Consider the following 21,555-nt stretch of genomic DNA (forward strand, 5'->3'; position numbering starts at 1 on the left):
GGGCCCGGGGAGATCATCGGGGCTGCGCTTAGACTGGCGGGAGTCGCTTGCCCCTGGGGGTCGCACATGTTCAACATCATCGAGGAACTGTTCTCGCCGGGCCGTAAACACACCGAAGAAGAGCGCAACCGGCTGGAGTTGACCGTGGACGACGTGGGCGACGGCGACAAACCGTGGCAGGGGCCGATCGACCTGGAATCCGGCCGGGTGGTCGTCCGGCCACGCGAGGCCTGAGCCCGGCAGGCCCGAGTCCAGCAGGCCTGAGCCCGGCAGGCCCGAGTCCAGCAGGTCCAAGCCAGCAGGCCTGAGTCCAGCAGGCCTGAAGCCGCCGCGCCCCGGGGCGCGCCCTCGGGAGTGGGTCGGCGCCCGTCGGCTCAGTGGGCGACCGCCTCGTCCGCCAGGCCGTCCACCAGCCTCAGCCGGTGGGCCACCGCCGCCGCCTCGCCACGGCCCGAGACCTCCAGCTTGGCCAGGATGTTGGACACATGCACGCTCGCCGTCTTCGGCGAGATGAACAGCTCCTCGGCGATCTGGCGGTTGCTGCGCCCCCGGGCCACCAGCCGCAGCACATCGCGCTCGCGAGGGGTGAGCCCAAGGGCCTCGGCGGGGTCGGTGGGCTCGGCGGCGGGGTCCGGCGTACAGGTCGCGGGGAGGGCGGCGAGCGAGGTGGATACGGAGCCGGAGCCGGGGCTTGAGCCGGGGGCGGGGGTCAGCGGCAGCCGGGCGCGGCGGGCCAGCAGTTCGATCCCCTCGCGCAGCGGGCGCGCTTCCAGCCGGACCGCCGTGGTGTGTGCCGCCGCCAGCGGCTCGGCGACCCGCTCGCGGGGCGCGCCGCAGCTCAGCAGCGCCTCCGCCCAGCGGAAGCGGGCCTGGGCCAGGGGGTGCGGGCGGTCCAGCCGCTGGAGGGCGGTCACGGCGGCCGCCCAGCGGTCGGCGTCGTCATGGCCCTCGGCGCGGGCCAGTTCGGCGTCCAGCAGCAGGCCGTAGGCCCGCCACACCGGCACCGGCTGCGCCACCCGCTTGGCGGCCGTCCGGATTTGGGCCAGGGTCTCGGCCCGGCCGGGCTCGGCGGCCGGCAGGCCGCGGGCGTCCGCCTCGGCCGCGGCGGCGGCCACCAGCAGCGGCCAGGTGTAGCGCTGCATACCGGCCCGGAAGCCGTCCTCCAGGGCCCGGCCGAGAAGCTCGCGGACCTCCAGGATCCGGCCGCGGGACGCCGCGAGTTCGAGGAAGAGGTGTGCCAGCGGGATGGCGAACTGGGGCTCGCCGATGAGGTCCTGCTCTCCCCGGGCCACCGCCAGCTCGCGCTCCGCGGTGCCCCAGTCGCCCCGGGCCAGCGCCAGCCGGGCGAACCGGTTCAGCGCCATGCGGCGCGGCTTGTTGCCGATCGCCAGGCGCCGGGTGGCCGCCGCGGCCTCCTCCGCCTCGGCCCAGCGGCCCAGCGACAGCAGCGACTCGGCCATGTTGCCCGACACCCAGGCCAGGGAGTCCGTCAGCCCGAAGTGGTCCAGCATCCGCAGGCCCTGCTCGGCGGCCTCGACCGCCTCGGCCGACCGGCCGAGGCCCTCGAGCCCGGAGGTCAGGTTGATGAAGCAGCGCCCCACGATGCTGACGTCGCCCAGCTCGATGGCGGCTGCGCAGACCTCCCGCATCTGGGCGAGGCCGCACTCCACATCCCCGGACTCGGCCATGAAGTAGCCCAGCGTCAGCCGGGCGTGGAGCTCGGTGCTGCGGGCGCCGACCAGCCGGGCCAGCTCCACGGCCCGCTCGGCCACGGCGAAGCCTTCCGGCCCCGGACGGCGGACCATGGTCCAGCCGGCCGCCTGCGCCAGCACATCGGCGTGCACGGCGGACGGCGGCAGGCCGCGCACCAGTTCCTGGGCCCGGCCGAGCTCGGCCCAGCCGTCGCCCCGCCCCAGGGCCCCGATCAGCCTGGACTTCTGGGTCCAGAACCAGGCGGCCCGCAGCGGGTCCTCCGTCTCGTCCAGCGCGCGCAGCGCCCGCCGGGCGACGGCCAGCGCCCGCTCCCGCTGCCCTGACCTGTTCGCCGCCACCACCACCTCGGCCAGCAGGTCCAGATGGCGCAGCGCCTTGTCGTCGCAGCCGCACGCCGGGTAGGCCTCGGCGTAGTCGAGGGGGCGCTGCGCCTGGCGTATCTCCTCGGGGACGTCCTCCCACAGCTCCATGGCGCGCTCCAGCAGCCGCAGCTGCTCGGCGTGCGCATACCGCCGGCGGGCCTCGACGGAGGCCCGCAACACGGCGGGCAGGGCCTTGGCCGGGTCATGCGCGTGGTACCAGTAGCTGGCCAGCCGGGCGGCGCGCTCATCGGCCCGCACCAGCGCGGGCTCGGCCTCCAGCGCCTCCGCGTAGCGCCGGTTGATGCGGGAGCGCTCGCCGGGCAGCAGATCGTCGGCCACCGCCTCGCGGACGAGGGCGTGGCGGAAGCGGTAGCCGCTGTCGTCGCCGGTGGGCCGCAGGATGTTGGCGCCGACGGCGGCGCGCAGCGCGTCGATGAGGTCGTCCTCGCCGAGCCGGGCGGCCGCGCGCAGCAGTTCGTACTCCACGGTGGAGCCGCCCTCGGCGAGGATGCGCACCACCCGCTGGGCCTCCTCGGGCAGCGCCTCGACCCGCACCAGCAGCAGGTCACGCAGCGATTCGCTGAGGCCCGTGGTGCAGCCCTCGCTGATGCTGCGGGCGACCTCCTCGACGAAGAAGGCGTTTCCGTCGCTGCGCTCGAAGACGCGGTCGACCAGCGCCCGCTCGGGCCGGGCTCCGTAGATCCCCGCTATCTGGGCGCGGACTTCGGAGCGGTTGAAGCGGGGCAGCTCGATGCGGCGCACCGCCCGCATCCGGTCGATCTCGGCGAGGAAGGGGCGCAGCGGGTGGCGGCGGTGGATGTCGTCGGAGCGGTAGGTGGCGACGACCAGCAGCCGGGCGCTGATCAGGGCGCGGAAGAGATAGCCGAGCAGCTCGCGGGTGGAGCGGTCGGCCCAGTGCAGGTCCTCGATCACGACGATCAGCGTCCGGTCGGCGGCCAGCCGCTCCAGCAGCCGGACGGTGAGCTCGAAGAGCCGGGCGCGGCTGTCCTCCTCGCTCGACTCGCGGGCCGTCTCGCCCAGCTCCGGCAGCAGCCGGGCGAGCTCGCCCTCCTGCCCGGCGGCGGCGCGGTCCAGCTCGTCCCCCAGCTTGCGGCGCAGCGAGCGCAGCACGGTGGACACGGGGGCGAACGGCAGGCCGTCCACCCCGATCTCCACGCATCCGCCGACCGCGGCGGTGGCCCCGGCGGCGGTGGCCCCGGTCAGGAACTCGTCCACGAGCCGGCTCTTGCCGACCCCCGCCTCCCCTCCGACGAGCAGCACCTGCGGCTCGCCCGCGCTGGCGCGGGCGAGCGCGTCGGTGAGCGTGGACAGTTCCTCGGCGCGGCCGACGAACACCGGGCTGACTGAGGTGTGGTGCACGCCGTCGAGGATCGCACAGGGGTCCGACAGGGGGGTAAGGGTTTGATCTGTGTCCTGCCCCTCAGTCGCGCCCATGGCAGCGGGGGCCCCACCATGGGCGATGACGCGGACCGCCGCGGTGCGCGGTACGGGCAGCACGGCGCGGTCCGGCCGTCAGACCGCGGTGCCGTACGCCCGCGGCGAACGGCGGCCGCCGTCCCGCTGGTTCACGTTCCTCACCCGCCCCTCGGGTTCATCGGCGGCGGATCGGCTCCTGCCCTCCCGCCGGGCCTGGCGGGCCAGCCGGTACGCGGCGGCCTCGCGCAGCGCCTCGGCCTCGCGGACCTTGAAAAGCTCGTGGTGGAACATCGTGTTCTCCTCAGTGACGTCGGTGACGGATTCCCGTAGGTGACGGGGTCTTCAGCACCCCTCCACCTTCGTCCGCGAGGGGGGTCCACCACATCGGGAGAGTGCCCGATGTTCGCGCGTGCCGGGGACTTAGGTCTCCCGCGCCCCGTCCGCCGCGGGGGCCTTAGGACTGCTGTGGGGCCTTAGGCCCGGGGCCAGCGCCAGGGTGACCGTGACGGAGACCACCGCCATGACGGCCATCGCCGTCGCGGGCGAGGTGTGCTGGGCGACGGCGCCCGCGAGGGTGGCGCCGACGCCCTGCATGGTGAGCAGGCCCGAGAAGTGCAGCCCAAGGGCGTGCCCGCTCAGCTCCTCGGGGGTCAGGGCCATCAGCCGTTCCTGGAGCAGCAGGCTGGCCGCGAAGCCGACCGAGGCGAGGGTGACCGCCGCCGCCGCGAGCGGCAGCGCCGGGTGCAGGGCGAAGACGAGGTACGGGGCGGCGAGCAGCAGCCGCAGCGGGGCGCCGAGCCGCTCCCGCCACCAGGGGGGTACGAACCGGCCGGTCAGGATGTCGCCGACGAGCATGCCGAGGGAGGCGCAGGCCAGCAGCAGCCCGGCGTGCCGGGGCGCGTAGGGGACGAAGAGGGATTCGCAGCCGACGATCAGCCCGTTGGGCACCCACAGCGCGAGGTAGACATAACGGCGCGGCGCGGAGGACCACAGCCGGGCGTTGTCGCGCCAGGTCGCGGCGATCGACGGCCGCCCGGCGGCGCGCGGCGGCCGCCGACTGAGCCCGAGGCGGGCGACGGCCGCGGCGGCGAGGTGGAGGGCGGCGGCGGTGAGCAGGGTGCCGCGCGGCGACAGGGCCGTCACCAGCACGCCGCCGACCGCGTATCCGCAGATCTGCGTGGTGCCCGTGGACATGTTGAGCACGGAGCGGCCCAGCAGATATCCCTCCCGCGCCAGGATCTCGTTGAGCAGCCCGGAACGCACTCCGCCGCCCAGCGAGCCGATCGCCCCGAGGACCAGGAGGACCGCGAAGACGGCCGGCAGCGGCAGGCCGGGAACGGCTTGGACGGCGGTGCCCAGGGCGAAGAACAGCGCCAGACCGCATATCGCCGCGCGCGGCGGCAGCCGGTCGGCGGCCGACAGCAGCACCGTCGCGCCGACCACCTGGGCCAGGCTGGGGCCGAACATGCTCAGGGCGGACAGCAGCGGTGAGCCGGTCGCCGCGTAGACCAGCGTGCCCAGGGCCAGTCCGCTCACCGTCGAACCGGCCGTCTGCAGGGTGCCGGTGAGGAAGAGCGGCGTGAACTCCGGTGCGGCGAAGAGCTCTCGGTAGGTGCGCATGGCCCTAAGGTTCAGCGCTCCCCGCGCGGGGCGTTACAGTTTCGCGCGGAGGCGAAAAATGGGCTTGTGGCTGGTCAACGCGGACACACTGGCCGGAAGCCGGTTCGTCGTCTCACCGCTCGCCGAGGCCATCGCGGGCCTGGTCTGCCTGGAGCGGGGCGTGGCCGGGCATCCGGGCGAGCGCGCCTGGCTCGACGCCCATCTGCCCGCCTACCGGGCGCTGCTGTCCGGCGATCCGCTCACCGCGCTGACCGTACAGGCCGCTCTGGGGCACCGCTGGTTCGCGGACTTCCTCACCCCCACGCCCACCGGTGACGGCGAGCCGGGCTTCGCGGAGGAGCTGGCGCGGGTCCGTGAGACCCCGCCCGAGACCGCCCGTGCCGATCTGGCCGTGTCGATGGGCGGCCCGCTCCCCGGCCCGCTGCGCCGCCGCGATCTCGCCCAGCGCTGCGCCGATGTCCTGGAGTGGGTGTGGGCCGAGACGGTGCTGCCCACCTGGCCCCGGCGCCGGCGGATACTCGAGGCGGACGTGGTGGCGCGTACGGCGCGGCTGAGCCAGGGCGGCTGGGCCGCCGTGCTGAACGCCATGCGGCCGGGGATGCGGTGGCTCGGGGAGAGCCGGCTGCAGATCAACCCGTACGACAATCCGCCGCGGGAGATCGCGGGGGCGCGGCTGCTGTTCGTCCCGGTGACCCCGTACCAGGGCTGGGTCTCCTGGGAGGCCCCGCACCGGTACGCGGTGGTCTATCCCTGTTCCGGCGCGCTGGCCGAGGCGGACCGGGCCGCGGCGCCCGAGTCCCTGGGCAGGCTGCTGGGCCCGGCCAGGGCGGCCGTTCTCGTCCTGCTCGACACCCCGAAGAGCACCACGCAGCTCGTGGCCCTGACCGGCCAGGGGCTGGGGTCGGTGGGCCGCCATCTCAAGGTCCTGCTCGATGCCCGCCTGGTGCGGCGGCGGCGCGCCGGTCGGTCCGTTCTGTACTTCCGGACGGCTGCGGGAGAAGTACTGGTGACGGCTCAGGGGGATGGTCAGCGGGCCATGGCTCCTCGATGCTGATCCTCGGCAGCCACCGGTCCAGCCGGCGCGGCAGCCACCAGTTGGCCCCGCCCAGCAGGTGCATCAGGGCGGGCACCAGGAGCGTACGGAGGACGAAGGCGTCGAGGGCGACGGCGGCGGCCAGGCCGATGCCGAACATCGCGATGATCCGGTCGCCGCTGAGCACGAAGGCCGAGAAGACGGCGATCATGATGACGGCGGCCGAGTTGATGACCCGGCTGGTCTCGGCGAGGCCGACCCGCACCGCGACCCGGTTGTCGCGGGTGCTCCGCCACTCCTCGTACATCCGGCTGACCAGGAAGACCTGATAGTCCATGGACAGTCCGAAGAGCACCGACACCATGATCACCGGCAGGAACGGCTCGATCGGCCCGGCCCGGCCGAGCCCCAGCGGCTCGCTCCCCCAGCCCCACTGGAAGATGGCGACGACGACCCCGAAGGACGCGGCGACGGCGGCCACGTTCATGGCCGCCGCCTTGACCGGTATGCCGATGCTGCGGAACGCGAGCAGCAGCAGGACGCTGCCGAGGCCCACGACCACGCCCACGAACAGCGGCAGCTTTCCGACGATCACCGTCGCGAAGTCGTCGTAGCCCGCGGTCAGCCCGCCGACGTACACGCTGAGCGAGGTGGCCTCCGCGGCCTTCGGCAGCACGTCATGGCGCAGCCGGGCGACCAGCTCGGAGGTGGCGCGCGACTGCGGGGCGGTCTCGGGGACCACCGTGATCAGCGCCGTGTCGCCGCTGGTGCTCAGCGCGGACCCGCTCACCGAGGCGACGCCCTCGACGCCGCGCAGGGTCTCGGGCAGCTTGCCGAAGGCGAGCCGGTCGGCGGCGCCGTCGATCCGGCCGACGAGCGTCAGCGGGCCGTTGAAGCCGGGCCCGAACCCCTCGGCGAGCAGGTCGTAGGCGCGCCGGGTCGTCGAGGAGGCCGGGTCGTTGCCCTGGTCGGAGGTGCCCAGGCGGAGCGAGAGCGTGGGCAGCGCGAGGACCAGCATCACCACGACCGCGACGGCGGCCAGCAGCTTCGGGCGCCGCTCGACCAGGGTCGACCAGCGGACCGCGAACCCGCCGCGGACCCTGGTCCGCGGCCCGTGCCCCGCCAGCCGGCGCCGCTCGCGGCGGCTCAGGGCGCGGGTGCCGATCAGCCCGAGCAGGGCGGGCAGCAGGGTGACCGAGGCGGCGACGGTGAGCAGGACGGTCAGCGCGGCGGCGACCGCCACCCCGTTCAGGAAGCCCAGCCGCAGCACCAGCATCCCCAGCAGCGCCATGCACACGGTCGCCCCGGCGAAGATCACCGCGCGCCCCGAGGTGGCCACCGCGCGCCGGGCCGCCTCGTCGACCGGCAGCCCCGCCTTGAGCCCCTGGCGGTGCCGGGTGACGATGAACAGCGCGTAGTCGATGCCCACGCCGAGCCCGATCAGCGTGCCGAGCATGGGGGCGAAGTCGGCGACGGTCATGGCGTGGCCGAGCAGCCCGACGCCCGCGTACGCGGTGCCCACGCCGACCACCGCGGTGGCGATCGGCAGGAACGCCGCCGCGAGCGAGCCGAAGGCGAGGAACAGGACCACCGCGGCCGCGGCGATCCCGATGACCTCGCTGAGATGGGCCGAGCCCGTCTGCTGGGCCGCGCCGATGCCCGCGCCGCCCATCTCCACCTCGAGCCCGTCGGCCGCCGCGGCGCGGGCGGTGTCGACCACCTCGCGCACCTGGGCCGCGCCGAGTTCGGAGGCGGGCCGGTCGAAGAGGACGGTGGCGTAGGCGGTGTGCCCGTCGGCGCTGATCCGGGTCGTGTCCGTCTCGGTGCCGGCGTTGGCGCCGCCCCCGTACGGCCCGGCGACGGAGACGACGCCGGGCAGCTTCTCGACCCGCAGCAGCGCCGCCGTCATGCGCTGCCGTACGTCCACCGCGCGCACCGTGCCCGCGCCTGGCGCCGTGTGCCAGACGATCGTGTCACTGTCCCCGGCCTGCTTCGGGAACTCCCGCTCCATCAGCTCGGAGACCCGCGCCGAGTCCGTGCCCGGGATGCCGTAGTCGTTCGAGTACGCGGACCCCGCGACCGCGGCCGCGACGGATACGCCCGCGAAGGCGGCCAGCCACAGCACGATGACGACGAGGCGGCGTCTGAGGCACCACCGGGCGAGTGCGGCCATGGCCTGCTTTCCGGGTATCGCGCCGAACGCGACGGGCCCGGGGTCGAGGGGAACCGTTGGCGGCGCACGCACTGATGAACATATGAGGGCCCGCCGCACCTCCAGGACCTGCACCGGCGGCGAACTCCTCATGCACTGTGACACCCGGAAGAGATCCTTTGTCCCCTTTGTGGACTTCCCCACACCGCTCGCGGGAATGAGGTCCGCCACGCGTCAGCGGCCGCCCACCAGCGCCTCGCCCACGCTCGTGCGCGCGTAGAGCACCACCCGCCCGGTGCGGTGCGCGCTCACCAGGCCCGCCGCGCGCAGCGCCGTCAGGTGCTGGGAGACGCCGCCCGGTGAGAGCCCGATACGGCGGGCGAGGTCCGTGGTGGAGGCGGGGGCGGCCAGTTGGGCCAGCAGCAGGGCGCGGGTGCGGCCGAGCACCCCGGCCAGGGCGTCGGAGCACGGCTGGGGGCGCTGCTCCCACAGGGTGCCGATGCCGCGTGGCGCGTAGCGCAGATTGGGCTGCCAGTCGTCGCCGTCGAGGGTGGAGAAGATCCGCGGCCAGACGAACGCCGAGGGGACGAGCAGCAGGCCCCGTCCGTCCAGCCGCCGCACCCCACGGATGCAGCGATGGGCCATCCGCAAGGTGCCCGAGTCCCAGGTGAGCTGCGGGTCGAGGTCGTCGAAGAGGCGCCGGGCGCCGCCTTCCGCGAAGTGCCTGGCCCGGTGCAGGATGTCGCTCTCGAACAGGGCGAGGACGCGCGGCCAGTACGGCGCGAGCGCCACCTCCCAGTACGCGGCGATCACCTCTACCAGCCGGTCAAGCCCGCGCCGCGGGTCCTCGCGGAGCGCGGCGACAGCCGCCCGCGCCTCCGGTGTCGTCGTCACCAGCAAATCGGGCGGAGTGGAGCGCAACGCCGCCAGTTCCACCTCGAGCGAGGGCTGCGGGGTGGTGGGCGGGGGCACGAGGAAGGCGGGGATGCCCGCGGTGGGCACGGCGATCAGGCGGGACAGCGGCGCCAGGTCCAGCTTCGCGGCCGCGAGCCTCGGTCGCACCTGCTCGGTCCACCGCCGGTGCATGCCGTGCTCGTCGGCGCCCTTGAGGACGCGCACGCTGGCCACCACCTCCCACAGCGGGGAGACGGCGAAGCGGGTACGGGCCACGTCCTCGGCCGAGAACTCGATCTCCAGCGTGCGGCTCGCGTCCTGCCGCTCATGCCTCATTCAGCCCAGGCTAAATCATTGCCGCGGAGCGGCGGCTCCCGGCACCGTACCCATCATGCCCACGCAAACCCCCTGGCGGATACGCGACTTCCGGACGCTGTTCACCGCCACGGCGCTCAGCCAGCTCGGCACCAACATCGGCTATGTCGCCGTCCCGCTGATCGCGGTGTCCGCCCTCGACGCGAGCCCCGGCCAGGTCGGTCTCCTGGCCACGCTGAGCACCGCCGCGTTCCTCGTCATCGGTCTGCCCGCCGGGGCCTGGGTGGACCGGATGCGCCACCGCCGGGTGCTGATCGCCGCGGATCTGACGCGGGCCGCTCTGTTCGCGTCCGTGCCGGTGGCCTGGTCGCTGAACGCCCTCACCCTCCACCAGCTGTACGCCGTGGTCCTGCTGAACGGCTGCGCCACGGTCTTCTTCGACGTGGGTTCGCAGAGCTTCCTGCCGCAGCTGGTCGGCCGCGGCGGGCTGGTGGAGGCGAACGCCGCGGTGGTGAGCCTCCAGGCCGCGGGCAATGTGGCGGGCAGAGGCGCGGGCGGCGCGCTCGTACAGCTGCTCACGGCGCCGGTGGCCGTGGTGAGCGTGGGGGCGTGCTACCTCGCCTCGGCGCTCCGGCTCACCGGCATCCGTCGTACGCCGACGCCGCCGGCCGGCCCCGGGCAGCGGCCCGCCCGGCTGGGGGCGCGGATCGCCGAGGGGCTGGGGCACGTCCTGCGCGACCGGGAACTGCGCGCCCTCGCGTTCACCGCGGCCCTCACCAATCTCGGCACGCAGATCATCAACACCCTGCTCCCGGTACTGTTCACCCGCGAGCCCGGCCTGTCCGCCGGGGTGCTGGGCGCGTACTGGGCGGTGGGCGGGGTCGGCATCTTCCTCGGCGCGCGCTGCGCCCGCCCCGCCGCCCGGCGCCTGGGTCACGGTCGCGCCCTCTCCCTGGCCGGCATCTGCCTGGCGCCGACCGCGCTGCTCATCCCGCTCATCGGCCGGGGCCCGTGGCTCTGGGCGGCCGGGGCGGGATGGCTGCTGGCCACGTTCAAGATCGGCCTCGACAACGTGCTGGGCGTCAGCCTGCGCCAGCGTCTGACGCCCGACCCGCTCCTCGGCCGCATGAACGCCACCTTTCGCTTCCTGCTCACCGGGGTGACCGCCATCGGCTCCGCGGCTGCGGGCCTGATCGGTCAGTTCGCCGGAGTGCGCCCCGCCCTGTGGGTGGGCGGCTGCCTGCTGGCGCTCGCCTTTCTGCCCGTCTTCCTCTCCCCGGTGCGCACCCGCCGGGAACTCCCGCGACAGGCGGGCCTTCCCCCGAACCACGATTCCCGCCCGTCTGTGAAGGAGCAACATGTTCGCGATATCGCTGGGTGACGACGGTGCGAAGCTGCGGCCGCTGGAGCCGTGGAACGCCGAGGAATACCTCGCCCACATAAACCGGAGCCGCGAATACATCAGCCCGTACGTCGCGCTGGCCGACCGCGCCACCGACCTGCCGTCCGCGCAGGCGTTCCTCCAGTCGTACGCGGACAAGGCGGCGGCCGACAGCGGGCGCCTCTACGGCATCTGGCTTGACGGCACGCTCGTCGGCGGCGTCCTCTTCAAGACCTTCGACACGCGTTTCGGCACGTGCGAGGTCGGCTGCTGGCTGGAGCGGGCGGCCGTCGGACGCGGGCTGATCACGCGCGCGATCCGGGTGCTCATCGACTGGGCGGTCGAGGAGCGCGGGATCCACCGCGTGGAGTGGGTCGCGGCCGCCACGAACACCGCGAGCATCAAGGTCGCCAAGCGGCTCGGGATGGTGCGGGACGGAGTGCTGCGGCAGAGCTATCCGCACCGGGGGGTACGCCGCGACATGGAGGTCTGGTCGGTGCTGGCGCCGGAATGGCGCGAGCGGCGGAACGCGGCCGGGGGTGCTCCGCGGGCATAAGCAGCCTGACACACACCAATTCATAGCCATTGTTCCGCAATAGGCGATTGTCGCACGGAAATCACTCCATGCCCGAATAAGATGCCCGCACCATACGGCCGGCCGGAAACCGGAGAGGAGCCCTCATCCGCATGACCACGCCCTCCCCCGCCGGCCGCCGGCCGCGCATCGGCATCGGCGGCGTCTGCGCCCCGTCCAGCGTCTTCAGCCCGCACCGCACCGGATACGAGGACTTCCGCGTCATCCGGGGCGCACGGCTGTGGGACCGCTACCCCTGGGCCCGGCCGGACGGCGAGCCGGGCGGCCCGGTGGAGTGGGTGCCGCTGCTCCACGCCGGGGCGCCGCCGGGCGGACCGGTCGAGCCGGAGGCGTACCGCCGCCTCAAGGCCGAACTGGTGGACCGCGTACGGCGGGCGGGCCCCCTCGACGGCCTCGTCCATGACCTCCACGGCGCGATGAGCGTGGTCGGCCTGGAGGACGCCGAGGCTGATCTGACCGACGCGGTACGGGACGCCCTCGCCCCCGGCGCGCTGATCTCCGCCGCCATGGACCCCCACGGCAATGTCTCGCGCCGGCTCGCCGGCCGGCTGGACCTCGTCACCGCGCACCGCCTCGCCCCGCGCCAGGAGGCGGGCCGGACCCGCGAGCGCGCCGCCCGCAAGCTCGTCGAACGCCTCCTCGCGGGCAAGGGCCGCCCCCATCTGGCCTGGGTGCAGGTGCCCGTGCTGCTGCCGGCCGAGCGGACCAGCCCCCGGCTGGAGCCCGCCAGGTCGCTGTACGGGCGGCTGGGCTCCATCGAGGAGCTGGACGGCATCGTGGACGCGGCGGTCTGGGCCGGCTGCCCCTGGGGCGACGAGCCGCGCTGCAAGGCGGCCGTCGTCGTCACCGGCGACGACCCCGTCCTCGCCGTCGAGCAGGCGCGCTCGCTGGCCAAGGAGTACTGGGATCTGCGCCGCGACTTCGTCTTCGCCGGCCCCGCCGCCGACGCCGACGCGTGCGTCGAGGCGGCCGTCGCCTCCCCCGCCCGCCCGTTCCTCATCAGCGACTCCGGCGACAACCCGGCGGCGGGCGGCGCGGGCGACCTCGCGTACATGCTGCGGCGGCTGCTGGCCGACCAGGCCCTGGCCACCGGCCGCGCCACCGCGCTGCACGCCGGCATCACCGCCCCGGCGGCGGTCGCGCGGTGCTTCGCGGCGGGCCTCGGCGCGACGGTACGGGTGTCGGTCGGCGGCGCGTACGGCGAGGGGGCCGCGGGGTCCGGCACGGCATGCGCCCCGTTCGCACCGTACGAGCTCACCGGCGAGGTCGTGGCCCTCCGCGAGGCCGACGAGGTCGGCGGCGACCTGGCCGCCGTGCGCCGCGGCGGGGTGACCGCGGTCCTGGTCAGCCGCCGCAAGCCGTTCCGCACCCGCGCGGACTTCGGCGAGTTGGACCCGCGCGGCTACGACCTGCTCGTCGTGAAGGCGGGCTGCCCGGAGCCGGAGCTGTACGACCTCGCGGCCGACTGGCGCCTGGCCCTCACCCCGGGCGGCGTCGACCAGGACCTCCCCCGGCTGGGCCACCGCCACCTGGAGCGCCCGCTGTTCCCCTTCGACCCCGACATGCCGGCCCCGGACCTCACGCCGGAGCTGCTCTAGGCCCTGGCGCAAAGACAGACGGCGGGGCGCACCCCCAGGGTGCGCCCCGCCGCCGGGTCCGGGGCCGTCAGCCCTGGACGCCGAGCTTCTCCAGGATCAGCTCACGGACGCGCGCCGCGTCCGCCTGGCCGCGGGTGGCCTTCATGACCGCGCCCACCAGCGCGCCCGCCGCCGCGACCTTGCCGCCGCGGATCTTGTCGGCGATGGCCGCGTTGCCCGCGATGGCCTCGTCGACGGCGGCGCCGAGCGCGCCCTCGTCCGAGACGACCTGCAGACCGCGGGCCTGAACGACCGCGTCCGGGTCGCCCTCGCCCGCCAGCACGCCCTCGATGACCTGGCGCGCCAGCTTGTCGTTGAGCGCGCCCTCGGCGACCAGGGCGCAGACGCGCGCGACCTGGGCCGGGGTGATCGGCAGGGACGCGAGGTCGACGCCGTCCTCGTTGGCCCGGCGGGCCAGCTCGCCCATCCACCACTTGCGCGCCGACGCGGCGTCCGCGCCCGCGTCGATCGTGGCGGTGATCAGGTCGATCGCGCCGGCGTTGAGGACGGACTGCATCTCGTGGGCCGAGATGCCCCACTCCTCGCGCAGCCGGGTGCGGCGCACCCGCGGCAGCTCCGGCAGCGCGCCCCGCAGCTCCTCCACCCACTCCCGGGACGGGGCGACCGGCACCAGGTCCGGCTCGGGGAAGTAGCGGTAGTCCTCCGCCTCCTCCTTGACCCGGCCGGGCGTCGTGGAGCCGTCCTCCTCATGGAAGTGGCGGGTCTCCTGGATGACCGTGCCGCCGTCGCCGAGCACCGCGGCCTGGCGCTGGATCTCGAAGCGGGCCGCGCGCTCGACGGAGCGCAGCGAGTTGACGTTCTTGGTCTCGGAGCGGGTGCCGAACTTGTCGGCGCCGTGCGGCCGCAGCGACAGGTTCACATCGCAGCGCATCTGGCCCATCTCCATGCGCGCCTCGGAGACCCCGAGCGCCTTGATGAGCTCGCGCAGCTCCGCGACATACGCCTTGGCGACCTCCGGGGCCCGGTCCCCGGCGCCCACGATCGGCTTGGTGACGATCTCGATGAGCGGGATGCCGGCCCGGTTGTAGTCGAGGAGGGAGTGCTGGGCGCCGTGGATACGGCCCGTCGCGCCGCCCACGTGGGTGGACTTGCCAGTGTCCTCCTCCATGTGGGCGCGCTCGATCTCGACCCGGAAGACCTCGCCGCCGTCGATCTCGACGTCCAGGTAGCCGTTGAAGGCGATCGGCTCGTCGTACTGCGAGGTCTGGAAGTTCTTCGGCATGTCCGGATAGAAGTAGTTCTTCCGGGCGAAGCGGCACCACTCGGCGATCTCGCAGTTCAGCGCGAGGCCGATCTTGATCGCTGACTCGACGCCGGTCGCGTTGACGACCGGGAGCGAACCGGGCAGGCCGAGGCAGGTGGGACAGGTCTGCGCGTTGGCCTCGGCGCCCAGCGCCGTGGAGCAGCCGCAGAACATCTTGGTCGCGGTGCCGAGCTCGACGTGGACCTCGAGCCCCATCACGGGGTCGTAGGCGGCGAGGGCGTCCTCGTACGACACCAGTTCAGTGACGGTCACAGAAAACTAACCTCTCAGTCCGCCAGGACGTCGTCGTCGCCCATGCGCTTGAGCTCTCGGATGAGCAGAGCGACGGTGGTGACGATCGCGGCGGCCGAGACCACCGCGTCGACCAGCTGCAGCTTGTCGTTCTCGGATCGGGCCTTCTTGACCTGCTTGGCCACGCTCACCGCGCCGAAGAGCGAGGAGCCGATGGACAGGTAGGTGCCGGGCTTGGACTTCTTGAAGCTCTTGGCCTTCTTCAACGCGCTCATAGTGACGGTGCCTCCTCAAGCAGCGGGTGGCCCCACTTGTCGACGAACGCGGCCTCGACCGCGGCGCCGACCTTGTAGAGCCGATCGTCGGCCAGGGCGGGAGCGATGATCTGCAGGCCGACCGGCAGACCGTCCTCGGGCGCCAGGCCGCAGGGCAGTGACATGGCCGCGTTCCCCGCGAGGTTCGCGGGAATCGTGCACAGGTCGGCCAGATACATCGCCATCGGGTCGTCGACGCGCTCGCCGATCGGGAAGGCGGTGGTCGGGGTGGTCGGCGAGACCAGCACGTCGACCTGTTCGAAAGCGCGCCGGAAGTCCTGGGTGATCAGGGTGCGGACCTTCTGCGCGGAGCCGTAGTACGCGTCGTAGTAGCCGGAGCTGAGCGCGTAGGTGCCCAGCATGATCCGGCGCTTGACCTCGGGGCCGAAGCCCTCCGCGCGGGTCAGCGCGGTGACCTCCTCGGCGGACCTCGAACCGTCGTCGCCGGTCCGCAGCCCGTAGCGCAGCCCGTCGAAGCGGGCCAGGTTGGACGAGCACTCGGACGGCGCGATCAGGTAGTACGCGGCCAGCGCCTTGTCGAAGGAGGGGCAGGACAGCTCCACGACCTCGGCGCCGAGCTCGCGCAGCAGCTCCACCGACTCGTTGAAGCGCTGCACGACACCGGCCTGGTAGCCCTCGCCGCCGAACTCCTTCACCACGCCGATGCGCATGCCGCGCACGCTGCCGTTGCGGGCGGCCTCGACGACCGGCGGGACCGGGGCGTCGATGGAGGTGGAGTCGAACGGGTCGTGCCCGGCGATGGCCTCGTGCAGCAGCGCCGCGTCCAGCACGGTCCTGGCGCACGGGCCGCCCTGGTCCAGGGACGAGGAGAAGGCCACCATGCCGTAGCGGGACACCCCGCCGTACGTCGGCTTGACGCCGACGGTGCCGGTCACGGCGGCGGGCTGGCGGATCGAGCCGCCGGTGTCGGTCCCGATCGCGAGCGCGGCCTGGAAGGAGGCCAGCGAGGCGGAGGAGCCGCCGCCGGAGCCGCCGGGGATGCGGGTGAGGTCCCAGGGGTTGCCGGTCGGGCCGAACGCGCTGTTCTCCGTCGAGGACCCCATGGCGAACTCGTCCATGTTGGTCTTGCCGAGGATCACCACGTCCGCGTTCTTCAGGCGGGTGACCAGCGTCGCGTCGTACGGCGGGATCCACCCTTCGAGGATCTTGGAACCGACCGTGGTCGGGATCCCCTTGGTGGTGAAGATGTCCTTCAGCGCGAGCGGGACGCCGGCCAGCGGGCCGAGCTCCTCGCCGCGGGCGCGCTTGTCGTCCACGGCACGGGCCTGCGCGAGCGCGCCCTCGCGGTCGATGTGCAGGAAGGCGTGCACCTTCTCGTCGACGGCCTCGATACGGGACAGGTGCGCCTCGGTCACCTCGACGGCGGTGACCTCGCCGGAGGCGATCTTCTCGGCGATGCCGGATGCGGTGAGCTTGTTCAGATCAGCCATGCGAGTCACTCCTCCCCCAGGATCTGCGGCACCTTGAATCGCTGCTGCTCCTGGGCGGGGGCGCCGGACAGCGCCTCCTGCGGGGTCAGCGACGGACGGACGACGTCCTGGCGCATGACGTTGGTCAGCGGCAGCGGGTGGGAGGTCGGCGGTACGTCTTGGTCGGCGACCTCGGAGACGCGGGCGACCGCGCCAATGATGTCGTCGAGCTGTCCGGCGAAGTGCTCGAGCTCTTCGTCCTTCAGCTCCAGACGCGCCAGCCGGGCGAGGTGGGCGACCTCCTCGCGCGTGATGCCAGGCATGCAGCGATCCTCAGGGTGAGTGTGGAGAGTTTTCGCCCCAATCCTATGGCTCACGCCACGCTGCGGGCGAAACGCTTTCCCGGGCCGGTCCCCGAGCCGCGCCCCGGGGGATTCCGGCGCGGCTTGGTGACCGGCTATGTGACCGGCTGGTCCGCGTCCTCTTCGGCCGGGGCGGCCGTGGCGGTGGCCGGGGTCGGGGTCGGGGTCGGGGGCGGAGGCGGGGGCAGGGGCGGGGCGGGGGTCGTGGTCGGTGCCGGGGCGGAGTCCTCGCGGCGCCAGCCGCCTTCGCCGCGGGCCCGCAGCCAGGCCGTCATCTCGTCGGGCGGCATCGCCGCCGCGACCAGCCAGCCCTGCACCGCGTCACAGCCCAGATCCCGCAGCCGCTCCCAGGTCTCGTCGTCCTCGACGCCCTCCGCGACGACCAGCAGCCCCAGTGAATGGGCGAGGTCGACCGTGCAGCGGACGATCTCCGCGTCCTCGTTGTCCACCGCCAGCCGGGCCACGAAGGACCGGTCGATCTTGAGCTCGCTCACCGGCAGCCGCCGCAGGTGGACCAGCGAGGAGTAGCCCGTGCCGAAGTCGTCGAGGGACATCCGCACGCCGTGCCCGGTGAGGCTGGCCAGTGTGTCGGCGGCCCGCTGCGGGTCCTCGAGCAGGACGTGCTCGGTGATCTCCAGCTGCAGCGCGCCGGCCGGGACGCCGTGGCGGGCGAGCCGCCCGGCGACCGCGCCGGCGAAGCCGGGGGTGTGCACATCACGCGGCGAGACATTGACCGCGACGGGTACGTCCAGGCCGTCGGCGCGCCAGCGGGCGACCTGGCCGAGCGCCGTCTCCAGCACGTACTCGGTCAGCCGGGGCATCAGCCCGGAGGTCTCGGCCATGGAGATGAACTCGTCCGGGGGGACCCGCCCCCGGTCGGGGTGGACCCAGCGGACGAGCGCTTCGAGGCCGGAGACATGACCGTCGAAGCCGACCTTGGGCTGGTAGTGGAGCTCGACGTCGCCCGCGTCCAGCGCCCGCCGCAGATCGCCGAGGAGGCCGAGCCGGTCGGGGGTGTTGCCGTCGCGCCGGGCCTCGTACAGCTCGACGCCGCTGCGGTCGCGCTTGGCCTGGTACATGGCGACGTCCGCGCGGCGCAGCAGCCCTTCGGCGTCGAGCGCGTGGTCGGGGTAGACGGCGACGCCGGCGCTGGCCTCCAGGACCAGGGTGAGCCCGTCCAGGTCGAGCGGCGAGCCGAGGTCGCCGACCAGGCTGCGGGCCGCCCGCTGGGCGCTGGTCAGCGAGTCGGTGGTGGGCAGCAGCACCGCGAACTCGTCGCCGCCCAGCCGCGCCACCTCGGCCCCGCCGGGCAGCGCGAGCCGCAGCCGGTCGGCGATCTGCAGCAGCAGCCGGTCGCCCGCCAGATGGCCCAGGGTGTCGTTGACCGAACGGAAGCGGTCGAGGTCGAGCAGGACCAGCGCGCTGCGCGTGCCGCCGCGCTCGGCCTCGTCCAGCGCGGTCCAGGTGCGCTCGAGCAGCCACTGGCGGTTGGGCAGTCCGGTGAGCGGGTCGCGCAGCTGCTCCTCGGCGCGCACCCGGGCGATCCACAGCGTGGAGTCGAGGGCGATCAGGGGCACCGCGAACAGCGGGAGCAGCAGGGGCATCTCGTCGGCGACGACGACGATCAGCGGGGCGATGCCGAGCAGCGCGATGCCGACGAGGGCCTGCCGGACGAGTGCGGTGCGGGCGAGGGTGGGCAGTCCGGCGCCGGGCGGGGCGAGGGAGTACCAGAGCAGGGCGCGGGTCACCGCGAGATAGCCGAAGGCGGCCAGGGCCGTCTGGGGGACGGCGGACATCTCCCAGTCGACCGGCCGCCAGGGGTCCTCGACGGTGGGGACGGTGCCGAAGGCGGCGAGGGTCAGGGCGGCCGCGCCGACGCCGAGGATGTCGACCGCGCCGTGCAGCGCCGCCTGCCGCCAGCGGTGCCGCCGGGCGGCGCCGACCAGGACGACGACGGCGAGGCTGACAAGACCGGCCGGGAGCCAGCCGAACAGCAGCAGCGCGGCCAGGGTTAACGCGGCGCCGGATCCGGTGCCGCCCCACCAGCGGTCGCGGCCCATGGCGACCAGATGGCCGACGATGATTCCGGTGAGGACGGCCAGGGACCAGCCCACCGTGCCGTCGGGAAAGAGCGCATGGCCCGCGTCGAGCACCCGGAATACCCCGATGCCGAGTGCGAAAGCGGCCATCGCGACCGCCGCGGCGGGCAGCGCGGGCAGTACGAGCCGGCGCAGCCGCGACGCCGGGGCGGCGCTTTCGGTCGGTTTCATACCCGTCCCTCTCACAGCCGGCGGTGCCAGCGCCACGGCAGGCGCACACCATCAACAGTAGGCGGCAGATGGCTTTGACGGGCGACGATCGGCGACGGTTGCCCGAATGCCGCCCGACGATCCATAACCATCTGGTATGCGCTGTAAGGGTGATGCCCGCTCGCTATGCCCGGGAAGTGCTCCCGGTCGTATTCCGGCCAGGTTGGACCGGAACCCGCTCGCTACTCCACTGGGCAGTTCGGCCGGACGGGTGACGCGGGGTCATCCGGATGACTCCGGTTGACTCCGTTGACTCCATGACTCCGCACTACTCAGCAGGCGTACTACTCGGCAGGCGGCATCGCGGCCTCTCTCGCGGGCTCGGGCCCCTGTTCGAGGAGGACCGCAAATCCATCCTCATCGAGCACGGGAACCTTCAACTGCATGGCTTTGTCGTACTTCGATCCTGGATTGTCGCCGACAACAACAAAATCGGTCTTCTTCGAAACGGAACCCGCGACTTTGGCGCCGCGCTTCTGCAGCGCCTCCTTCGCCCCGTCCCGCGTGTGCGATTGCAGGGTGCCCGTGACCACGACCGTGAGCCCTTCGAGCGGGCGCGGCCCCTCGTCCTCGGGCGCCTCCTCCTCCAACAGCACCCCGGCCCGGCGCCACTTCTCCACGATCTCGCGGTGCCAGTCCTCGGCGAACCACTGCTTGACCGAGGCCGCGATGGTGGGGCCGACGCCCTCCACGGCGGCCAGCTCCTCCTCGCTCGCCTCGGCGATCCGGTCCAGCGAGCGGAACTCACGGGCCAGCGCGGCCGCCGCGACCGGCCCGACATGACGGATCGAAAGGCCGGTGATGATTCGGGCCAGGGGACGCTTCTTGGCCGCCTCGATGTTGTCCAACATGGCGAGGGTGTTCTTCTTCGGCTCGCCCTTCTGGTTGGCGAAGAAGGTGACGACTTTCTCCTCGCCGGTCTTGGGGTCGCGCTTGGGCAGTCCGCTGTCCGGGTCCAGCACGTATGACGTGATGGGCAGCAGCTGTTCGACCTTCAGATCGAACAGATCGCCCTCGTCCTTCAGCGGCGGTTCGGCCGGGTCCAGCGGCTGGGTGAGCGCCCCGGCGGCGACATAGCCGAAATTCTCGATGTCCAGGCACTTGCGGCCCGCGAGGTAGTAGACCCGCTCGCGGATCTGGGCCTGGCAGTATCGGGCGTTGGGGCAGCGCAGATCGACGTCGCCCTCCTTCATCGGCTGCAGCGCGGTGCCGCACTCCGGGCACTCGGCGGGCATCACGAACTCCCGCTCGCTGCCGTCCCGCAGATCGACGACCGGCCCCACAATTTCCGGAATGACATCGCCCGCTTTACGCAGCACCACGGTATCGCCGATCAGTACGCCTTTGGCCTTGACGACGTCCTGATTGTGCAGGGTCGCGAATTCGACTTCCGAGCCCGCCACCGTGACCGGCTCGACCACGGCGAACGGCGTGACGCGCCCGGTGCGCCCGACGCCGACCCGGATGTCGACCAGTTTGGTGTTGACCTCCTCGGGCGGGAACTTCCAGGCGATGGCCCAGCGCGGCGCCCGCGAGGTGGAGCCCAGCCGCCCCTGCAGCGGGATCTCGTCGAGTTTGACGACGACGCCGTCGATCTCGTGCTCCAGCGAATGCCGCCGCTTGGGGTCCCCGTAGTGCGCGATGTACTCGCGGACGCCGTCGAGCGAATCCACGACCTTGAAATGCGCGGCCGTCGGCAGCCCCCACTCGTGCAGCAGCTCGTACGCCTGCGACTGCCGGTCGATGGCGAAGCCCTCGCGCGCGCCGATGCCGTGGACCACCATGCGCAGCGGGCGGCTCGCGGTGACCTTGGGGTCCTTCTGGCGCAGCGAGCCCGCCGCCGCGTTCCTCGGGTTGGCGAAGGGGGGCTTGCCGGCCTCCACCAGTCGCGCGTTCAGCTCCTCGAAGCGCTCCCCGGGGAAGTAGACCTCGCCGCGGACCTCCACCAGCTCCGGGATGCGGTCCCCCTCGAGGCGGTTGGGGATCGCGGAGATCGTTCGCACATTGGGCGTGATGTCCTCGCCGGTGCGGCCGTCGCCGCGGGTGGCGGCGCGGGTCAGCCGGCCCCGCTCGTACGTCAGGTTGACCGCGAGGCCGTCGACCTTGAGCTCGCACAGGAAGTGGTACGAGGTGCCCCCGAGCTCCCTGGCGATGCGCTCGGCCCAGGCGGCCAGTTCCTCGCCGTCGAACGCGTTGTCCAGGCTGAGCATCCGCTCGCGGTGCTGGACCTCGGTGAACTCGGTCTCGTACGCCCCGGCGACCTTCTGGGTGGGCGAGTCGGGCGTCCTGAGCTCCGGGAATTCCTCCTCCAGCGCCTCCAGCTCGCGCAGCAGGCGGTCGAACTCGGCGTCGCTGACGATCGGGGCGTCCTTGACGTAGTACCGGAAGCGGTGCTCCTCGACCTGCTCAGCGAGCTTGGCGTGCTTGTCCCGTGCCTCGGCGGGCACTGTCGACTGTTGTTCGCCGGCCACCGTGTCGTCCTCCC

15 protein-coding genes and 1 pseudogene are annotated in these 21,555 nt (G+C 73.2%); 5 read left to right on the plus strand and 11 right to left on the minus strand.

The features are described 5' to 3' along the window. Positions 1 to 66: 66 nt before the first annotated feature. A complete protein-coding gene (locus tag ACFZDL_RS15945; RefSeq protein ID WP_353595612.1) occupies positions 67 to 234 on the plus strand; it encodes a DUF6191 domain-containing protein in 168 nt (55 codons plus the stop codon). Between the two features lie 140 nt (positions 235 to 374). Here the strand turns inward: ACFZDL_RS15945 and ACFZDL_RS15950 are convergent, their stop codons facing one another. The 3 genes from ACFZDL_RS15950 to ACFZDL_RS15960 form a co-directional block, all read right to left on the minus strand. Continuing rightward, positions 375 to 3,530 (minus strand): AAA family ATPase, encoded by a 3,156-nt coding sequence (locus ACFZDL_RS15950; protein WP_391191262.1) that lies wholly within the window; start codon positions 3,528 to 3,530, stop codon positions 375 to 377. A gap of 78 nt (positions 3,531 to 3,608) precedes the next feature. Further along, complete coding sequence (locus ACFZDL_RS15955; protein WP_353595614.1) at positions 3,609 to 3,803, minus strand: hypothetical protein; 195 nt, start codon at positions 3,801 to 3,803, stop codon at positions 3,609 to 3,611. A 129-nt stretch (positions 3,804 to 3,932) separates the two neighbouring features. Beyond that, positions 3,933 to 5,132: an MFS transporter gene (locus ACFZDL_RS15960; protein WP_353595615.1), complete on the minus strand. Its 1,200-nt coding sequence runs from the start codon at positions 5,130 to 5,132 to the stop codon at positions 3,933 to 3,935. A gap of 58 nt (positions 5,133 to 5,190) precedes the next feature. Between ACFZDL_RS15960 and ACFZDL_RS15965 the strand changes: the two are divergent. Then, positions 5,191 to 6,159, plus strand: a pseudogene (locus tag ACFZDL_RS15965) (transcriptional regulator); the annotation flags it as partial. On the opposite strand, the gene ACFZDL_RS15970 reads toward ACFZDL_RS15965, so the two are convergent. Both ACFZDL_RS15970 and ACFZDL_RS15975 read right to left on the minus strand, forming a co-directional pair. Beyond that, complete coding sequence (locus ACFZDL_RS15970) at positions 6,050 to 8,338, minus strand: MMPL family transporter (RefSeq protein ID WP_353595616.1); 2,289 nt, start codon at positions 8,336 to 8,338, stop codon at positions 6,050 to 6,052. The pseudogene ACFZDL_RS15965 and the gene ACFZDL_RS15970 overlap by 110 nt on opposite strands. A 213-nt stretch (positions 8,339 to 8,551) precedes the next feature. Next, on the minus strand, positions 8,552 to 9,547 hold the full coding sequence (locus ACFZDL_RS15975) for a helix-turn-helix domain-containing protein (RefSeq protein ID WP_353595617.1): 996 nt from the start codon (positions 9,545 to 9,547) through the stop codon (positions 8,552 to 8,554). Positions 9,548 to 9,602: 55 nt separating this feature from the next. On the opposite strand from ACFZDL_RS15975, the gene ACFZDL_RS15980 reads away from it, so the two are divergent. The 3 genes from ACFZDL_RS15980 to ACFZDL_RS15990 all read left to right on the plus strand — a co-directional run bounded on the left by ACFZDL_RS15980 (position 9,603) and on the right by ACFZDL_RS15990 (position 13,100). After that, positions 9,603 to 10,907 carry an MFS transporter gene (locus ACFZDL_RS15980; RefSeq protein ID WP_353595618.1) on the plus strand — a complete coding sequence of 435 codons (1,305 nt, stop codon included), beginning with the start codon at positions 9,603 to 9,605 and terminating at the stop codon, positions 10,905 to 10,907. Further along, positions 10,885 to 11,463 carry a GNAT family protein gene (locus ACFZDL_RS15985; protein ID WP_353595619.1) on the plus strand — a complete coding sequence of 193 codons (579 nt, stop codon included), beginning with the start codon at positions 10,885 to 10,887 and terminating at the stop codon, positions 11,461 to 11,463. Before ACFZDL_RS15980 ends, ACFZDL_RS15985 begins: the two co-directional genes overlap by 23 nt. A 131-nt stretch (positions 11,464 to 11,594) precedes the next feature. Next, entirely contained in the window at positions 11,595 to 13,100 is a 1,506-nt protein-coding gene (locus ACFZDL_RS15990) for a M81 family metallopeptidase (RefSeq protein WP_353595620.1), read from the plus strand. A 67-nt stretch (positions 13,101 to 13,167) separates the two neighbouring features. Here ACFZDL_RS15990 and gatB read toward each other — a convergent pair whose 3' ends face one another. The 6 genes from gatB to ligA all read right to left on the minus strand — a co-directional run bounded on the left by gatB (position 13,168) and on the right by ligA (position 21,541). Further along, positions 13,168 to 14,676: an Asp-tRNA(Asn)/Glu-tRNA(Gln) amidotransferase subunit GatB gene (gene gatB / locus ACFZDL_RS15995; RefSeq protein ID WP_353595621.1), complete on the minus strand. Its 1,509-nt coding sequence runs from the start codon at positions 14,674 to 14,676 to the stop codon at positions 13,168 to 13,170. Positions 14,677 to 14,690: 14 nt separating this feature from the next. Next, positions 14,691 to 14,930, minus strand: coding sequence for a hypothetical protein (locus tag ACFZDL_RS16000; RefSeq protein ID WP_353595622.1), 240 nt, complete (start codon positions 14,928 to 14,930; stop codon positions 14,691 to 14,693). Beyond that, on the minus strand, positions 14,927 to 16,420 hold the full coding sequence (gene gatA / locus ACFZDL_RS16005) for an Asp-tRNA(Asn)/Glu-tRNA(Gln) amidotransferase subunit GatA (RefSeq protein WP_353595623.1): 1,494 nt from the start codon (positions 16,418 to 16,420) through the stop codon (positions 14,927 to 14,929). Before gatA ends, ACFZDL_RS16000 begins: the two co-directional genes overlap by 4 nt. A 5-nt stretch (positions 16,421 to 16,425) precedes the next feature. After that, entirely contained in the window at positions 16,426 to 16,722 is a 297-nt protein-coding gene (gene gatC / locus ACFZDL_RS16010) for an Asp-tRNA(Asn)/Glu-tRNA(Gln) amidotransferase subunit GatC (RefSeq protein ID WP_353595624.1), read from the minus strand. Between the two features lie 134 nt (positions 16,723 to 16,856). Then, positions 16,857 to 19,031, minus strand: a complete 2,175-nt coding sequence (locus ACFZDL_RS16015; RefSeq protein WP_353595625.1) for a bifunctional diguanylate cyclase/phosphodiesterase — start codon at positions 19,029 to 19,031, stop codon at positions 16,857 to 16,859. A gap of 323 nt (positions 19,032 to 19,354) precedes the next feature. Then, a complete protein-coding gene (ligA, locus tag ACFZDL_RS16020) occupies positions 19,355 to 21,541 on the minus strand; it encodes an NAD-dependent DNA ligase LigA (RefSeq protein ID WP_353595626.1) in 2,187 nt (728 codons plus the stop codon). Positions 21,542 to 21,555 lie beyond the last annotated feature (14 nt).

This window comes from Streptomyces sp. NPDC007917 (assembly GCF_042959105.1).
In the GTDB taxonomy this organism is placed as follows: Bacteria; Actinomycetota; Actinomycetes; order Streptomycetales; family Streptomycetaceae; genus Streptomyces.

What these genes read in the sequence shown, in the direction of transcription:
- ACFZDL_RS15945 (WP_353595612.1), top strand. Translation starts at nt 67, where the DNA reads ATGTTCAACATCATCGAGGAACTGTTCTCGCCGGGCCGTAAACACACC.
- ACFZDL_RS15950 (WP_391191262.1), bottom strand. Translation starts at nt 3,530, where the DNA reads ATGGGCGCGACTGAGGGGCAGGACACAGATCAAACCCTTACCCCCCTG.
- ACFZDL_RS15955 (WP_353595614.1), bottom strand. Translation starts at nt 3,803, where the DNA reads ATGTTCCACCACGAGCTTTTCAAGGTCCGCGAGGCCGAGGCGCTGCGC.
- ACFZDL_RS15960 (WP_353595615.1), bottom strand. Translation starts at nt 5,132, where the DNA reads ATGCGCACCTACCGAGAGCTCTTCGCCGCACCGGAGTTCACGCCGCTC.
- ACFZDL_RS15970 (WP_353595616.1), bottom strand. Translation starts at nt 8,338, where the DNA reads ATGGCCGCACTCGCCCGGTGGTGCCTCAGACGCCGCCTCGTCGTCATC.
- ACFZDL_RS15975 (WP_353595617.1), bottom strand. Translation starts at nt 9,547, where the DNA reads ATGAGGCATGAGCGGCAGGACGCGAGCCGCACGCTGGAGATCGAGTTC.
- ACFZDL_RS15980 (WP_353595618.1), top strand. Translation starts at nt 9,603, where the DNA reads ATGCCCACGCAAACCCCCTGGCGGATACGCGACTTCCGGACGCTGTTC.
- ACFZDL_RS15985 (WP_353595619.1), top strand. Translation starts at nt 10,885, where the DNA reads ATGTTCGCGATATCGCTGGGTGACGACGGTGCGAAGCTGCGGCCGCTG.
- ACFZDL_RS15990 (WP_353595620.1), top strand. Translation starts at nt 11,595, where the DNA reads ATGACCACGCCCTCCCCCGCCGGCCGCCGGCCGCGCATCGGCATCGGC.
- ACFZDL_RS16000 (WP_353595622.1), bottom strand. Translation starts at nt 14,930, where the DNA reads ATGAGCGCGTTGAAGAAGGCCAAGAGCTTCAAGAAGTCCAAGCCCGGC.
- gatA (WP_353595623.1), bottom strand. Translation starts at nt 16,420, where the DNA reads ATGGCTGATCTGAACAAGCTCACCGCATCCGGCATCGCCGAGAAGATC.
- gatC (WP_353595624.1), bottom strand. Translation starts at nt 16,722, where the DNA reads ATGCCTGGCATCACGCGCGAGGAGGTCGCCCACCTCGCCCGGCTGGCG.
- ACFZDL_RS16015 (WP_353595625.1), bottom strand. Translation starts at nt 19,031, where the DNA reads ATGAAACCGACCGAAAGCGCCGCCCCGGCGTCGCGGCTGCGCCGGCTC.